Here is a 15,331-nt window from a genome sequence, read left to right on the forward strand (position 1 = left end):
ATCACCGCGGGCAGGTCGAAGGATCGGCTTGTTCGGTGGCAGTTTCGACCCGGTGCACCAGGCGCACCTGGCGCTCGCGCAAACCGCTTTGAGCCATTTGCACCTGGATGAAATCAGGTGGATCCCGGTGGGCCTGCCTTGGCAAAAGACCCGCCAATTGGCTCCCGCCGAGCACCGCGTGGCCATGGTGCGGGCCGCCACCGAGCACGAACCGCGCTTTGTCGTGGACCCGCTGGAAACCGTCCGCGGTGGTCCGTCGTACACTCTCGACACCGTGCGGGCCCTGCAAAGTGCCGAATCCTTGCTTGACGCCACCCTGGTCGAGCGCTGGTTTCTGATCATCGGGCAGGACCAATACGCCAACTTGCACACCTGGCATGGTTGGCAGGAACTGGTTCGACGCGTGACCTTGGCTGTGGCCAGCCGCGCGGGGCAAGTGCCCCGGCCTGGTCCTCAATTGGCGCCACACCCTCACCGGATGGTGGTGTTGCCGATGCCTGAAATGCCCGTTTCCTCGACCGACATCCGGGCCCGGCTGGCCCATGGGGATGCCGCCCAAACCCTCGTGCCCGCCATGGTGTCAAACGCCGTGGCGCGCTATATTGAACAACATCAACTCTACGCCGCTGGCACCCCCCGCTGAATGGACATCCGTAAACTGCAACGCGCCATCGTCGATGGCCTCGAAGACGTCAAGGGCCAAGACATCGTTGTCTTCAACACCGAGCACCTCTCGGCCCTGTTCGAGCGGGTGATTGTCGCGTCGGGCACGTCCAATCGGCAAACCAAGGCGCTGGCCGCCAGCGTGCGCAAGTCCGTTCGGGCCGCCGGCTTCGACGTCATGCGCACCGAGGGCGAAGACAACGGCGAATGGATCATCGTGGACTGCGCTGCGGCCGTGGTGCACCTGATGCAACCCGCCATCCGCCAGTACTACCTGCTGGAAGAGATCTGGGGCGAAAAGCCCATCAAGCTCAAGCTCAACGATGTGGTGACCCGCCTGGTCAAGGCGTCCGAGCCCATGGATGACGACGATGCCGCGCCCAAGAAAGCGTCTGGCAAAAAGTCGGTCATGGGCAAGCTGGACGCACCCGTCCGCAAAGTGGCGGCCAAGAAGGTTGTCGCGAAAAAGGCCGTGGCCAAGACACCGGCCGAGCGCTCCACCTCCAACCGCGTGCCGGTGGCTGCCAAAAAGATTGCCGCCAAAAAGGCTGCCGCCAAGAAGGTGGCCGCAGCGATCCCTGTGGTGCCCAAGACCATGGTGATCAACAAACCTGCCGTGAAGAAGGTAGCTGGCAAGAAGGTGGCAGCTAAAAAGGTCGCCGCCAAGAAAGCGCCGGTCCGCAAGATGGTGGCTGCCAAGAAAGTGGCCCGCAAGGCTTCATGAAGCTGACGGTGGTGGCCATTGGCCAGCGCCAGCCCGCCTGGGCGGAAACAGCCTGCGAGGACTACCTCAAGCGCTTTCCGCCCGATTGGAAGGTCGAGGTCAAGGCCCTCAAGGCCGAGCCCCGTGACGGTGGTAAATCGGTGCCAGCCATCATGCAGGCCGAGGCCGCCCGCATTGAAGCTGCTTTGGGCCGTGACGTGCGCCGTGTCATCCTGGATGAACGCGGCAGCCGCCTGACCAGCGTCGAGCTGGCGCAGCGTGCCGAGGTCTGGCTCAACGATGGCCGCGACGTGGCTTTCGTGATTGGTGGGGCTGATGGCATCGACCCTGCGCTCAAAAAAACCGCCGATGAAACCCTGCGTTTGTCAGACCTGACATTGCCGCATGCGCTGGCCCGGGTGCTGCTGCTGGAGCAGCTCTACCGTGTCTGGTCGCTGCGTAACAACCATCCCTATCACCGCGCATGAGCACCGAGCCTCAGCTGGACGCCCCGTTCATCTACCTGGCTTCCCAAAGCCCTCGACGGCGCCAGTTGCTGGACCAGATCGGGGTGCGCCATGAGTTGCTGCTGCCCGATCCGCAGGAGGACGCCGAAGCGCTGGAGGCCGAGCGCGCTGGCGAGTCGCCCGAAGACTATGTTCAGCGCGTGACCTTGGCCAAATGGGAGGCGGCGCGCCTGCGCCTAGCACGTCGGCAAGCCTCGCAAGACTTGCCCGCCGCGCCAGTGCTTTGCGCCGACACCACCGTGGCGATTGGCCCCGACATCCTGGCCAAGCCGGTTGACCAGCCTGATGCCGCGCGCATGCTGGCGCGCCTGTCCGGCCGCACCCACCGGGTCTTGACGGCGGTGGTGGTGGACGGCAACCTGCTGCTCAGCACCTCGCACGTCACCTGGCGCGCCCTTGGCGCCGATGAGATCGACCGCTATGTGGCCAGCGGCGAGCCCATGGGCAAGGCGGGCGCCTACGCCATCCAAAGCCAGGCCGCTGCATGGATGCAAAAGATCGAGGGCAGCTACAGTGGCATCATGGGCCTGCCCTTGTATGAAACGGCCGAATTGCTCAGACCCCTGGGCTGGCGGTTTTGACCAAACTGCATGACCACTGAAACCCCTTCCGCGGCCCGGCCCGTGGCGCTGCTCGCCGGCGCGACCGGCTTGGTCGGCCAGCACTGCCTTCGCTTGTTGATGCAGGACCCTGCCGTGGGCACCGTGCGCGTGCTGGTGCGCCGGCCCATGGTGGTCGATTCGCCCAAGGTTCAGGTTTGCGTGGCGGACTTCGAGCGGCTGGAGTCGCACGTCGATTGGCTGCAAGCCGATTGGGTGTTCTGTGCCCTGGGCACCACCATCGCTAAGGCCGGCTCACGTGCCGCTTTCCGCCAGGTCGATTTTGATTACCCGCTGCAGGTGGCGCAGTTGGCCAAAGCCCAAGGTGCCAAACGCTTCTTGTTGGTCAGCGCCACCGGGGCCGACGCCAAGTCCAAGGTGTTCTACAGCCGCGTCAAGGGCGAGCTGGAAGAAGCCATTGCGGCCCTCGGTTTTGAGTCGGTCACTTTCGCTCGGCCTTCCTTGCTGGCGGGTGAGCGGGATGAAGTGCGCATCGCCGAACGCATTGGCCTCAAATTTGGCTGGCTGATGCCCGAGCGTTACCGCCCTGTGCAGGCCAGTCAGGTCGCGCAGGGCCTGGTCAATGCCGCCAAATCCGCCCGCCCGGGTGTGCACGGCATAAGCAACATTGAACTGAGGCGCCTGAGCTGACTCTACCCATGAATCTTCAGGAAATCAGATGGCCTACTCACACGATATTCTGATCAACTGGACCCCGCAGGAGACCCGCGTCGCCGTGGTTGAAAACGGCGCTGTCCAGGAGCTGCACGTCGAGCGCACGCTGGAGCGTGGCCTGGTGGGCAATGTCTACGCGGGCCGGGTGGCGCGCGTGTTGCCCGGCATGCAATCGGCTTTCATCGACATCGGCCTGGAGCGCGCCGCCTTCTTGCACGTGGCCGACCTGCACCGCGAGGATCCCAGCCAGCGAGGCAGCATCCGCTCGCCCGACAACGCCACGCCCATTGAAAAGCGCCTGCACGAAGGCCAGACGCTGATGGTGCAAGTCCTCAAGGACCCGATTGGCACCAAGGGTGCACGCCTGTCTTCGCAGATCAGCATCGCTGGGCGCTTGCTGGTGTTCCTGCCACAAGACGACCACATTGGCATCTCGCAAAAGATTGGTTCGCCCGAACTGCGCGACCAACTCCGCGCCCGCATGCTGCAATTGTTGGGCGAGGCCGACAGCAAGGAAGGGCGCACGCGCTCGGGCGGCTTCATTCTGCGCACCAACGCTGAAGACGCCACCGATGAGGAGCTGGGCGCCGACATCGCTTACCTGCGCAAAACCTGGGCGACGATCCGCGAGCAGGGCCTCAAGGCCGCGCCGGGCTCCTTGCTGCACCAGGACTTGAACCTGGCCCAGCGGGTGCTTCGCGACCTGGTCATCGACGAGACCGCCAACATCCGCATCGATTCGCTGATCCAGTTTGATGCCCTGCGTGCCTTTGGCGCCGAGTTCACGCCCACCTCGGTCGACAAGCTGCAGCACTACAAGGGCGAGCGGCCCATCTTCGACCTGTACAACATCGACCAGGAGATCGAAAAAGCCCTGGCGCGCCGGGTTGATTTGAAATCCGGTGGCTACCTGATCATCGACCAGACCGAGGCACTCACCACCATCGACGTCAACACGGGTGGTTATGTGGGCGCGCGCAATTTTGACGACACCATCTTCAAGACCAACCTGGAGGCCTCGCAGGCCATCGCACGGCAATTGCGCCTGCGCAACCTGGGCGGCATCATCATTGTTGATTTCATCGACATGCTGCGCGAGGACCACCGCGACAATGTGCTGGCCGAGTTTCGCAAGCAAATGAGCCGCGACCGCACCAAGCTCACCATCAGCGGGTTCTCGCCGCTGGGCCTGGTGGAGATGACGCGCAAGCGCACGCGCGAATCGCTGGCACACATGCTGTGCCAGCCTTGCCCCACCTGCGAAGGCCGCGGCCAGGTCAAGACGCCGCGCACAGTCTGCTACAACATCCTGCGCGAGATTTTGCGCGAGGCGCGCCAGTTCAACCCGCGCGAGTTCCGTGTGGTGGCCAGCGCCACGGTGGTCGAGATGCTGCTCGATGAAGAAAGCCAGCACCTGGCCGGCCTGATCGATTTCATCGGCAAACCGATCTCCCTGCAAACCGAACCCTGGGTGTCGCCCGAGCAGTACGACATCGTCTTGCTGTGAGCGCTGCCATGAAGCGCTTTACATGACTTTGCACGGGCCAACACCTTGCGCGGCGGTGGTGTTTGGCACTCGCGGCACAATCAGCACTTCACATGGACGAATCCCTTCTAGACACGATGCTTGAACACCCCACGAATTCTGCCGAGCCTGGGCTGGGCACCGCCCGCCGTGGTCACCTGAAGACTTTGGCGCTGTGCGGTGCCATGGCGGCCGCAGGCCTGTGGACGACCAGCCCTGCATGGGCCCAGTTCCGGGTTGAGATCGCAGGTGTGGGCGCCACGCAGATTCCGGTGGCCATCGGGCGCTTCAAGGGCGAAGAGGGTGTGCCGCAGCCCATCGCCAGCATCGTGATCGCCGACTTGCAGCGGTGCGGCCTGTTCAAGACACTCGATGCTTCGGCCGACAAGCTGGACGAGACCTCGCGCCCCGTGCTGACCGATTGGCGGGGCAAAGGTGCCGATGCCTTGCTGGCCGGCTCCATCCTGCCCCTGGCCGATGGCCGCTTTGACATCCGCTACCGCCTGTGGGACGCTGCCCGCAACAAGGATCTGGGCGTGCAAAGCCTGGTTGTGCCCGCCGCCGATTTGCGCCTGGCCGCCCACCGCATCGCCGACGACATTTATGAAAAGCTGACCGGCGACAAGGGCGCCTTCGCCACGCGCATCGCCTACGTGGCCAAGACCGGCCGCCGTTATGTGCTCTGGGTGGCCGACTCCGACGGCAAGGGCGAGCGCGACGCCCTGACCAGCAACGAGCCCATCATCTCGCCCGCCTGGTCGCCCGATGGCGGCAAGCTGGCCTATGTGTCGTTCGAAGGCGGCAAAGCCAAGGTCATGTCGCAGGAGCTGACCACTGGGCGCCGCCGCGTGCTGGCCAGCTTCAAAGGCACCAACAGCGCCCCAGCCTGGTCGCCCGATGGCAAGCAAATGGCGGTCACACTCAGCCGCGATGGCGGTTCACAGTTGTTCGTGATGGGCATCGACGGGGACAACGTTCGGCGCCTGACACAAAGCGGTGGCATCGACACCGAAGCGGCCTGGTCGGCCGATGGCAGCACCGTTTACTTCGTGAGCGACCGGGGCGGCAGCCCGCAAATCTACAAGACACCGTTGTCGGGCGGCAGCGCCCAGCGCGTCACCTTCAATGGGCCGTACAACATCAGCCCGGCGCTGAGCCCCGATGGCCGCTGGATGACCTTCATCGGCCAGGTCAACGGTGGCTACAAGGTGCACTTGATGGAGCTGGCCAGCGGCGCCGTGCGTGTGCTCACCGACACCCGCGACGACGAAAGCCCCAGCTTTGCGCCCAACAGCAAGCAGATCATCTATGCCACGCGCAACCAAGGGCGCGATGTGCTCATGACCACCTCGCTGGACGGCCGCATCAAGGCCAGCCTGGCCACGCCGCAGGCCGATGTCCGCGAGCCCGTCTGGGGTCCCGACATCGTGGGCGCCAAACGCTGACGTTTCATTTTTTTCTTGAATCTTTGATCGACCTTTGTAAGGAGCCTTCATGAACCCGATCCAAACAACTTCCGCTTCGATGTCCGCTCGTGCCATTCGCCTGGCCGTGGTCGGCCTGGTGGGCGCGTCCACCCTGTGGATGGCCGGCTGCAGCTCGGTCAAGCTGGACGACAAGGCGCCTCCGATCGAGTCGCGCAACGTGTCTGGCAGCACCGGCACCTCATCGTCGTCCAATGCGGCCTCGACCGTGGCGCCTGTGGTGGCGGCCGATGCTGACGCTGGCGCCAATGCCGCACTGAGTGGCCTGCCCCGCGTCATCTACTTTGATTTCGACAGCTTCGTCGTCAAGGACGAGTTCCGCCCTGTGCTGGACGGCTACGGTAAGGTGCTGACCACCATCCGCAGCAAGAAACTGTTCATCGAAGGGCACACCGACGAGCGCGGTGGCCGCGAGTACAACCTGGCCTTGGGCCAGAAGCGCGCTGAAGCCGTCGTCAAATCTTTGACGCTGTTGGGTGTGTCCGCCGACCAGGTTGAGGCCGTGAGCTTTGGCGAAGAACGCCCAGCCGTCACCGGCAGCACCGAAGAAGCCTGGGCCAAGAACCGCCGCGCCGAGTTCAAAGACCGTTGATCATGGGGGCCGCGTTGATGTTGTACCGTGTGCGCCCCTGGGTGCTGGCCCTGGCCTCGGCTTGCGGGGCGCTGAGCGCCCATGCAGGCTTGCTGGACGATGACGAGGCACGCCGTGCCATCCTCGAGTTGCGCCAGCAGCGCGCCAAGGACACTGAATCGAGCAACGCCAAGCTCAGCGCTTTGAACGCCCAGCTCGACCAGGTCAAGCGCAGCCTGGTGGATCTGAATGCCCAGATCGAGCAGTTGCGCGGTGATCTGGCCAAGCAAAGCGGCCAGAACGAACTGCTGGCCCGCGACCTGTCTGAGCTGCAGCGACATCAGAAGGATCTGCAGCAGGGCGTGGACGAGCGTGTGCGCAAGCTCGAGCCGCAAACGGTGAACCTCGATGGCAAGACCTTCCAGGTCGAACCCGAAGAAAAGGCCCTGTTTGAAGACGCTTTGGCCAAGTTGCGGCAAGCCGACTTCGCGGGTGGCGCGGCGGGCCTGGCGGGCTTGATCAAACGTTATCCAGCGACGGGTTACCGCGAGTCGGCCTTGTACTGGCAGGGCAACGCGCAATATGGCTTGCGCAACTACAAGGAAGCGTTGGTCAGCTTCCGTGCCTTGTTGAGCCAGGCGCCGGCGCATGCCCGCGCGCCCGAGGCCATGCTGTCGATCGCCAATTGCCACACCGAGCTCAAGGAAACCAAGGCGGCCCGCAAGGCCTTGGACGACCTGATCAAGAACTACCCCGATTCCGAAGCGGCCCAGGCTGCGCGCGAGCGTCTGGCCAGTGCGTCCACCGCGGCGGCCAAAGCGCAGGCGCGCAAGAACTGAGCGTGGCCTTGTCGAGCGCAAGCGAAGCCGACCTGGAGCGCCGGTTCGGCGGGCTGCGCCGCTTGCATGGCGCAGCGGCCTACGAGCGCCTTCGCGCGGCCCGCATCGCGGTGATCGGTGTGGGTGGCGTCGGTTCCTGGGCGGCCGAAGCCCTGGCGCGCAGCGGTGTGGCCGAGCTGACCTTGATTGATCTGGACCATGTGGCCGAGTCCAACATCAACCGGCAAGTGCACGCGCTGGAGAGCACCATCGGCCAGGCCAAGGTGCTGGCGCTGCAGGACCGCATCGCGCAGATCCACCCGGCTTGCGTGGTGCATTCGGTTGAAGAGTTCATCGACGAAAGCAATGTGGATGCGTTGCTCTCGGCCCAGCCCTTGGATGGCGTGATCGACTGCTGCGACCAGGTCAAGGCCAAGGCGGCCATCGCCGCATGGGGCAGGGTGCACCAGGTGCCCGTGGTGGCCGTGGGCGCGGCAGGGGGCAAATCCCAGCCACAGTTGGTTGAAGTGGGCGACTTGTCGGAAGTGACGCACGACCCGCTGCTGGCCAGCGTGCGCCAGCGTTTGCGGCAGCGCCATGAGGGTGCGCGCAAGGGCCGCATGGGCCTGATGTGCGTGTTCTCACGCGAGGCGGTGTTGCCGCCGCAAGACGCCGAGTGCGACATCGGCGATGGCTCGCTGAACTGCCATGGCTATGGCTCCAGCGTTGTGGTGACTGCGACCTTTGGCATGGTTTCGGCAGCACAGTTGATCAACACTTTGATCAAACGCTAAAAACCACGTTATAATTTTAGGCTTTTCGGGGGTCGATAGCTCAGTCGGTAGAGCAGCGGACTTTTAATCCGTTGGTCGCGAGTTCGAGTCTCGCTCGACCCACCAAATTAATAAGATGGTTGATTTCCGTTGTATAATGGAAATCTTGGCAAAGTAGTCAATCTTTGCAACTTGCAGCAATGCAAGGATCGAAAAAGTTTCGGGCTCCTAGCTCAGTTGGTAGAGCAGCGGACTCTTAATCCGTTGGTCGACAGTTCGAATCTGTCGGGGCCCACCAACTTCAAACCCCCCGTCGTGCTCAGGCAAGGCGGGGGGTTTTTGTTTGTCATCCTCGGGTTCGCCCTGGTCTGATCTCTCTGTGCAGGCGGGGCCAGAAGAATCTCGTGCTCCAAAGCCAACTTGGCTTCAAGCACTTGATCGAAGCATCTGCAGGGCCCATGCTTTCGGCTTGGTCAAAATCACTGAAGGGTGCGCGATGCAAGGATTCAAGAGCAAGGTTGTTGGGCTGACCATGCCATGGGCGTGCTGCGTGGCGGCGTCAGCTGGGTGGCTGCCAGGCCAGGCCCGTGCTGCCGATTCAGGCCTGCCTTTGTGTGCCGGGGTGGGCGCAGTGTCAGTGATGCTGGCCGGGCAAGGTGCTCTGGAGTCGATTGCTTTCGATCAGCAGGGGCGCCTTCTTTACACCCGGCTGTTCAACGGCGAACTGGTTCGTCTTGACTCGCCCCAGGCGGCGCCAGCCATCGTGGCCGTTGGTGTGGACAGCCCTGGCGGCATCGCCGTGACCGGACCACGGGAAGCTTATGTTGGCGTGGGCAATGGCCTGACCGGTTTCGCGCCATCGCTTGCCAAGGCGGGCATCGTCAAGGTCGATCTGGACAATGGTCAAGTCACGCCGCATGTGAGCGGCTTGTCCATGGCCAACGGCTTGGCGCGTGCGGCCGATGGCACTTTCTATGCCTCGGATGACCTGGCGGCCAGCCTGGACCGCGTGCTGCCCGATGGCACGGTGCAGCGCACCTGGCTCAGGCAAAACAGCAACGGGCTCGCCATCAGCAAGGATCAGAAGACCTTGTATGTGAACCAGATGGTGCCGGCGAGCATCCTGGCGGTGGACCGCGCCACGGGGCAGACCTCGGTGGTGGCCAATGCACCACCAGCCCGCAAATGGAGCTGGCTTGATGGCCTGGACATCGATGACCAGGGGCGCCTGTACGTGGTCTCGTACTGGGCCGGCGAGGTTTGGCGGCTTGATCCTGCCAGCCGCCAGATGTGCCTGCTGACGTCCGGGCTGTCGCTGCCGAGCGCGGTCGCCGTGGGCCGGGCAGGAGGCGCCTACCGCGCCACCAGCATTTATATAACCACGCATTCGGGCCGCCTCCATGAGGTGCCCGGAGCGGTGCCCCTCAAGGCAGGTGCGCCTTGAGCAGCTCAGGCCGCTTTCTGTGGCAGCGGCTGGGGCGCGGATGAGGCGCCTGGCAACCAGGGGTCCACGCCCTGGTGGCCTTCAAATGAGCTGACCAAAAAATCAAAGAACGCCCGGGTCTTGGCTGGCAAATGCCTTCGGGAAGGGATGGCCGCGTAGATGCCCATCTCGAACAAACGCCATCGCGGCAGCACCCGCTCCAAGGTGCCCTGTGCCAGCGCGTGCGCGATGACGTAAGAAGGAAAGGCCCCGATGCCCATGCCCCCAGAGTTGCGTGGCGGATGGTGTCGAGGTGCCCTGTGCTCAAAGCGGGCGAGGGCACTGCCAAGGTCAGGGCCTGGGGGCGGTCGCCTTGTGCTTGATCATCAAGCTCCGGGTAGAACGTGAGCTCGCAGGGCCGCTTGGGGGTGAGCATGTCATGCCGCAGCAAATCTTGCGGATGCGTGGGCCTGCCGTGGCGCTGAAGGTAGGCGGGCGTGGCGCACAGCACCGCGGCCGAGGTGGCCAGCTGCCGGGCCACGAAGCTGCCATCCAGCGGTTTGCCCTGGGCCGCGATGATGCTCACGTCAAAGTTCTCGTCCAAGGTTTCCACCATCCCGGGGGCAGACAAATCAATGGCGATGCGCGGGTGCAGCGCGCGAAAGCGGGGCAGGATGGGCGCCAGCTGGTGCGCGGCAAAAGCAGGCGGCGCCAGCACCTTGAGCACACCACGGGGATCGGCCGTGTCGGAGCCCACCTCGGCCTCCACCTGCGCGACATCGGCCAGGATGCGGCGCACCTGTTCCAGGTAGCGCTCGCCGGCCTCGGTCAGCACCAGCTTGCGAGTGGTGCGGTTGATCAGCCGCGATCCCAGGTGCTCTTCCAGCTCGTTGATCAGCCGCGTGACCACAGAAGGTGAGAGGTTCAAGTCACGCGCTGCGGCGGCGAAACCATTGAGGTCGATCACGCGGCAGAAGATCTGCATGCTTTGAAGTCGGTCCATCGTTGTTATCCTTTCAGCGCCCATGCTGGCACTGAAACTCTACGCCACCGGCCCGCTTTGTTCTTGTTTCTGGAATAGTGCATTCGCGCTGCGGTGCTTTTTCCGGGCTTTGCTCACTTCTACAGTGAACACATCAGGGATTTTCCTGATGCCTGTTGAAGAAGGAAGCACCATGAACACACGCACTACCCTCTTGGCCGTTTTGACCGCTGCCCTGGCTTTGCCCGCATTGGCCGACACCAATGCCCCCGGCGTCACACGCGAACAGGTCAAGGCCGAATACCTGCGCGCACTCAAGGCTGGCGAGCTGGACTTTGGCCGTGAGTTCATTACCCCGGTCTCGCGTCAGTCCACGTCGGCAGCCGCCGCCAAGATCGAAGACCTGAGCCCCACGGCGGCCGGCAACCAGGCTGCCGCAGTCACCACCAGCAAGACGGCCAATTGACGCGGCTGGCACTGACCGGCCAACGGACAACCGGGCCGGTCAGGCAACTCCAGTCGCGGGTCGTTCCTTTTCCCGCCATCTCCTGGGGCTTTTCCATCGCCGTGACATGAACCGCCCGACCTACACTGTGTGAACCAATCACTGGTGTTCCGGGATTTTTTCTATGCACGATGGCGCCCTCGTGAAGAAGCACCTTGATGCCATGCTGGCAGGCGGCCCATTGGTCGCGCAGCAGGTGATTGATGCCACGGTTCATCGTTTGCGAGACACCGGCGCGACCATGGCCCTGGCCTCTGACCGCCAGCAGCTGTTCGAGGTGCTGGAAGCATTGCAGGTTCACCAGTTGGCCTTGACCACTGCGTTTGGTGGCGACATCAAATCAGAGATCGAAGCCGCGGCGCAAGCGCAAGCCACACCGGTGCGCTTGCCGGCAGGGCCTTTGCGACTGGAAGACCTGACCTTGATGGACGAGGACCAGGCCGAGAAAGACATCGAGATTTCGCGCACGATCCAGCTCATCGACTTGAAGGCCGAATGGGAGCTGCGCGAATTGCAGGCGCTGACCGCCTCGCTGCTGGGTGAAACCGTGTTGCGACTGGAGGCCAATCCTTGCCGCCCCATGGTTTATGCGCGCGCCTTGAGTCGTGCTGCGCATGGCATCAAGGTGTCCAAGGCCAGCCGGGGCCTGTTCTTGCGCACGGCCGGTTTCGCCATGGCCGATGTGCTGCGCGATGTGTATGGCGACGCTTGCCGGAGGCTCAAGAGCTGGGGCGTGCAACCTTTGGAATTTCGCAGTGCGCCCATCGTGCGAACAGGGGCCATGCCCGAGGTCGACCTGACCCAGCCCGATGCGCTGCTGAACCTGCGCGATCGCTTGCCCAAGCACCCGCCCACCGACGAGCCAGCGCAGCACCAGACCGTGCAATTGCTGTCTCGCCTGTTTGATCAGATCCTGGCCGATCCAAAGCTGGAGTCCGCCGTCAAGGGGATGATCGGGCGTTTGCAGGCGTCCGTGGTGCGTGTGGCCTTGACCGACCCGACGCTGATGAGCTCCCATGAGCACCCGGCCTGGACCTTGATCAACCAGATCGCCGCGCATGCGTCCGACCACCCTCAGTTCAGTGATTCGCGCGGTTCGGCGTTCATGGAGTTTGTCGAACCCCTGGTCGAGCGGCTGGCCGTGGACGAGGCCCCCAGCGCGGCCTTGTACGAAGGCGCCCTGTCGGACGTGCAGGCTTACATCGACCACGAGGATGAGGCCCAGTTGCAGCACTCACAGGCTGCGGTGAAGGCTTTGACCGAGGCCGAGCAACGCCAGACCTTGATGCCGTTGCTGCGCCAGCAGGTGATGCACCAGCTGCAGAGCTCCGAACTGAGCGAGACCTTGCGGCGTTTCCTGACCGGCCCGTGGGTGGATGTGCTGGCACGCACCATGGTGTCGCAAGGCACTGACAACGCCCACACCCAGGCCTTGGTGGGCACCGTTGACGAGTTGCTCTGGAGCCTGGAGCGTCCGTCCAGCGAGCTGGACCGCGACGAGGTTCGCCAGCGCCTGCCCTCACTGATCGAGCGGCTGAAGCTGGGCATGGAAATGATCGGCTTGCCGCAGGCCGAGCGCGACCACGTGCTCGATGACCTGATGCGCATGCACAGCCGGCGTTTGCGCAGCGTCCCTACGGGCGAGGCCCAAGCCGTCACGCCTCAGGACCTGGTTCAGCAGATGCGTGACGAGGTGCTGGATGCGGGCCGCGATCAGGGTTCGGACAGTTGGGCTCAGGACACCAGTGTGGGGGCGCTGCCCACGGTGCCCATGGCACTGGGTGGTGTCGATGAAGACAGCCGCGTCAAGGGCGCTGCTCAGCGCTGGTTGCAGACCCTGACCAAAGGCGTGCGCTGCAAGCTCTTCCTGCAAGGCCAGTGGGTGACGGCCCACTTGCTTTGGCGCAGCGACAACGGCGAGTTCTTCATGTTCACCAGTTCCTTGGCCGGCGGCATGCACTCGATGACGCGCCGCGCTCTGGAGCGTTTGCGCATCGAGGGACTGGCCACCACTTTCGTGGAGTTGAGCCTGATGCAGCGGGCCGTGGACAGCGTGCTGCAAGACCTGGACGATGCCTAGCAAAAGGCTTGGGGCGAGGCAGGCAGCGAGAAGCAGAATGTGGCCCCATGGCCCACTTCGGCTTGGGCCCAAACCCGGCCGCCATGCTTTTGAATGATTCGTTTGACCGACGACAGGCCAATGCCGATGCCCTCGAATTCGTCTTGGCCATGCAGGCGTGAAAACGCCGCGAACAGCCGTGGTGCCTGGCTGGTGTCAAAGCCCACACCGTTGTCGGTCACGCTGTAGATCAGCTCGTCACCTTGTAGCTCGCCCTGCACCTGGATGCGGATGGGATGGCTGTTCTTGGAATATTTCAAGGCGTTCGACAGGAGATTGATCCACACCTGTCGCAGCATGCGGCTGTCGCCACGCGCCAAGGGCAGGGCACCCACGGTCCACTCGGCCGGTGCACCCCGGCCAGGGGCTGACAGTTCAGCGGCGATGGTGCTGGCCATGTCTGCCATGTTGACGGGTTCGGCCTGGATGGGGGTGCTGCCCAGGCGGGCGAAGTTGAGGAAGTCGGTCACCATGTCATTCATCTGCAAGCCGATGGTGCGCACCAGATTCAGTCTTTGCAGTTCGTCCTTGCCCAGTTTGCTGGCGCATGACATTTCCAGCAGTTGCGTGAACCCGATGATCTGCGAGAGCGGCGAGCGCAGGTCGTGTGCCACCGTGGCGCAGAAGGAGTCCAACTCCAGGTTGGCGGCGGCCAGGTCCCCATTGCGCTGGGCCAGCATGGCGTTCAGGCGCGACAACTCTTCAGCCACCCGCTCGCGCTCCTGGATCTGTTGCTGCAGCCGCAGCCGTGCCTGCGCCAACTCGGTGAAGACCTCGACCTTGGAGCGCAGGATGGCGGGCACCACGGGCTTCATGAGGTAGTCGACCGCGCCGGCCGAGTAGCCCTCGAACATGGCATCGGCGCTTTTTTCCTCGCCTGTCAGGAAGATGATGGGCGTGGAGCGGGAGCGGGGGCGGCTGCGGATGAGCGCAGCCGCTTCAATGCCGCTCATGCCGGGCATGCGCACGTCCAGCAAGATCACGGCAAAGTCGGTGTCCAGCAGGTGGCGCAAGGCCTCATTGCCTGATTGCGCGCGGATCAAGCGCTGCCCCAAAGGCGCCAGGATGCCTTCGAGCGCCAGCAGATTGGCTGGCTCGTCGTCCACCATCAGGATGCTGATGTCGGGTTTGGCTTGCATGAGTTCCCTTTATCGGATCTTGCGGTACAGGGGTTCGCCGGGATGAGTCTGCCGGTAGTCTTCGCGGTACGGCGAGTGCATCAGCGACTCGCTCAATCCCAAGCCCAGGTAACCAAATGGCCTCAGGCTTTGGTGCAGCAAGGTGTGAACGCGGCTTTGTCCCTGGGGATCGAAGTACATCGTCACATTGCGGCAAGAGATGAACTGAAAGTCATTGAAGGATGCGTCCGTCAGCAGGTTGTGAACACCAAAGACTACGTCGTCCAGCAGGGCGGCATTGAATCGCCAACGTCCATCAACTCGTGTGCAGTAATCGGTCAAGCGGCCTTGGCCGCCGGCCAGCAGGTAGTTGCGCTCGTACTCAGCCAGTTGGTGGTCTTCAAACTGTCCGGCCTGGGCCTGCGCAATGGCAGATTCGCTCAGGTCGGTGGCATAGACTCGGCACCGCTGTGCCAGGCCCGCTTCGTGCAGCAAGATGCGGTAAGACATCACCTCGGGCCCGGTCGAGCACGCCGCAACCCAAAGCTGTGAGCTGGGGTAGGTGGCCAGAAACCCGATGTTCTTGCGCACCTCGCGGTAGTAGCCTTCGTCCCTGAACAGCGAGGTCACGTGCAGCATCATCGCCGCGCGAAGACGTTGCAGGCAGTCGCGGTCGGTGCGCACCTTGGACACCAAACCTGCGATGGAGCCAGCCCCTTCCTGGTCCACGGTGTGCAGCACGCGGCGCAGCAGGGCCGAGCGTTGATAACGCCGAAAATCCATGCCACTGAGTGCCGACACGGCCTCGACCAACTGGCCGAGCTCAGCGCGCAAGTGGGCGGGCAT

16 protein-coding genes, 2 tRNA genes and 1 pseudogene are annotated in these 15,331 nt (G+C 63.6%); 15 read left to right on the top strand and 4 right to left on the bottom strand.

Annotation, left to right across the window (positions count from 1 at the left end; genetic code table 11):
• The first annotated feature begins 28 nt into the window (after window positions 1-28).
• The 13 genes from nadD to LQ232_RS04295 all read left to right on the top strand — a co-directional run bounded on the left by nadD (window position 29) and on the right by LQ232_RS04295 (window position 9,782).
• Complete coding sequence (gene nadD, locus LQ232_RS04235) at window positions 29-643, top strand: nicotinate (nicotinamide) nucleotide adenylyltransferase (protein ID WP_230179124.1); 615 nt, start codon at window positions 29-31, stop codon at window positions 641-643.
• On the top strand, window positions 644-1,387 hold the full coding sequence (rsfS, locus tag LQ232_RS04240) for a ribosome silencing factor (RefSeq protein ID WP_230179125.1): 744 nt from the start codon (window positions 644-646) through the stop codon (window positions 1,385-1,387).
• Window positions 1,384-1,854, top strand: coding sequence for a 23S rRNA (pseudouridine(1915)-N(3))-methyltransferase RlmH (gene rlmH, locus LQ232_RS04245; protein WP_230179126.1), 471 nt, complete (start codon window positions 1,384-1,386; stop codon window positions 1,852-1,854). Before rsfS ends, rlmH begins: the two co-directional genes overlap by 4 nt.
• Window positions 1,851-2,474, top strand: a complete 624-nt coding sequence (locus LQ232_RS04250; protein WP_230179127.1) for a nucleoside triphosphate pyrophosphatase — start codon at window positions 1,851-1,853, stop codon at window positions 2,472-2,474. Before rlmH ends, LQ232_RS04250 begins: the two co-directional genes overlap by 4 nt.
• A 9-nt stretch (window positions 2,475-2,483) precedes the next feature.
• A complete protein-coding gene (locus LQ232_RS04255; RefSeq protein ID WP_230179128.1) occupies window positions 2,484-3,143 on the top strand; it encodes an NAD(P)H-binding protein in 660 nt (219 codons plus the stop codon).
• A gap of 28 nt (window positions 3,144-3,171) precedes the next feature.
• Window positions 3,172-4,674: a ribonuclease G gene (gene rng / locus LQ232_RS04260; RefSeq protein WP_230179129.1), complete on the top strand. Its 1,503-nt coding sequence runs from the start codon at window positions 3,172-3,174 to the stop codon at window positions 4,672-4,674.
• Window positions 4,675-4,877: 203 nt separating this feature from the next.
• Window positions 4,878-6,137, top strand: coding sequence for a Tol-Pal system beta propeller repeat protein TolB (tolB, locus tag LQ232_RS04265; protein WP_230179728.1), 1,260 nt, complete (start codon window positions 4,878-4,880; stop codon window positions 6,135-6,137).
• Window positions 6,138-6,186: 49 nt separating this feature from the next.
• On the top strand, window positions 6,187-6,768 hold the full coding sequence (gene pal / locus LQ232_RS04270; RefSeq protein ID WP_371820095.1) for a peptidoglycan-associated lipoprotein Pal: 582 nt from the start codon (window positions 6,187-6,189) through the stop codon (window positions 6,766-6,768).
• A 2-nt stretch (window positions 6,769-6,770) separates the two neighbouring features.
• On the top strand, window positions 6,771-7,586 hold the full coding sequence (gene ybgF / locus LQ232_RS04275; protein ID WP_230179130.1) for a tol-pal system protein YbgF: 816 nt from the start codon (window positions 6,771-6,773) through the stop codon (window positions 7,584-7,586).
• Between the two features lie 8 nt (window positions 7,587-7,594).
• The gene (locus LQ232_RS04280) at window positions 7,595-8,359 is read left to right on the top strand and encodes a ThiF family adenylyltransferase (protein ID WP_230179131.1); all 765 of its coding nucleotides are present in this window, start codon (window positions 7,595-7,597) and stop codon (window positions 8,357-8,359) included.
• Window positions 8,360-8,388: 29 nt separating this feature from the next.
• Window positions 8,389-8,464, top strand: a tRNA-Lys gene (locus tag LQ232_RS04285).
• A gap of 96 nt (window positions 8,465-8,560) precedes the next feature.
• Window positions 8,561-8,636 (top strand) — tRNA-Lys (locus tag LQ232_RS04290).
• A gap of 198 nt (window positions 8,637-8,834) precedes the next feature.
• A complete protein-coding gene (locus LQ232_RS04295) occupies window positions 8,835-9,782 on the top strand; it encodes an SMP-30/gluconolactonase/LRE family protein (RefSeq protein WP_230179132.1) in 948 nt (315 codons plus the stop codon).
• Window positions 9,783-9,787: 5 nt separating this feature from the next.
• Here LQ232_RS04295 and LQ232_RS23505 read toward each other — a convergent pair whose 3' ends face one another.
• Both LQ232_RS23505 and LQ232_RS04300 read right to left on the bottom strand, forming a co-directional pair.
• Window positions 9,788-10,042 carry a LysR substrate-binding domain-containing protein gene (locus LQ232_RS23505; RefSeq protein WP_253074360.1) on the bottom strand — a complete coding sequence of 85 codons (255 nt, stop codon included), beginning with the start codon at window positions 10,040-10,042 and terminating at the stop codon, window positions 9,788-9,790.
• A 71-nt stretch (window positions 10,043-10,113) separates the two neighbouring features.
• Window positions 10,114-10,788 (bottom strand): annotated as a pseudogene (locus LQ232_RS04300) (LysR family transcriptional regulator); the annotation flags it as partial.
• A 148-nt stretch (window positions 10,789-10,936) separates the two neighbouring features.
• On the opposite strand from LQ232_RS04300, the gene LQ232_RS04305 reads away from it, so the two are divergent.
• Together LQ232_RS04305 and LQ232_RS04310 are read left to right on the top strand one after the other, a co-directional pair.
• Window positions 10,937-11,209 (top strand): DUF4148 domain-containing protein, encoded by a 273-nt coding sequence (locus tag LQ232_RS04305; RefSeq protein WP_230179133.1) that lies wholly within the window; start codon window positions 10,937-10,939, stop codon window positions 11,207-11,209.
• 181 nt (window positions 11,210-11,390) lie between these two features.
• Window positions 11,391-13,328 carry a DUF1631 family protein gene (locus LQ232_RS04310; protein ID WP_230179134.1) on the top strand — a complete coding sequence of 646 codons (1,938 nt, stop codon included), beginning with the start codon at window positions 11,391-11,393 and terminating at the stop codon, window positions 13,326-13,328.
• Here LQ232_RS04310 and LQ232_RS04315 read toward each other — a convergent pair.
• Both LQ232_RS04315 and LQ232_RS04320 read right to left on the bottom strand, forming a co-directional pair.
• Window positions 13,325-14,506: an ATP-binding protein gene (locus LQ232_RS04315; protein WP_230179135.1), complete on the bottom strand. Its 1,182-nt coding sequence runs from the start codon at window positions 14,504-14,506 to the stop codon at window positions 13,325-13,327. The genes LQ232_RS04310 and LQ232_RS04315 overlap by 4 nt on opposite strands.
• 9 nt (window positions 14,507-14,515) lie before the next feature.
• Window positions 14,516-15,331 carry a protein-glutamate O-methyltransferase CheR gene (locus LQ232_RS04320; RefSeq protein WP_230179136.1) on the bottom strand — a complete coding sequence of 272 codons (816 nt, stop codon included), beginning with the start codon at window positions 15,329-15,331 and terminating at the stop codon, window positions 14,516-14,518.

It is taken from the genome of Aquabacterium sp. CECT 9606 (assembly GCF_918741295.1).
Lineage (GTDB): Bacteria > Pseudomonadota > Gammaproteobacteria > Burkholderiales > Burkholderiaceae_C > Aquabacterium.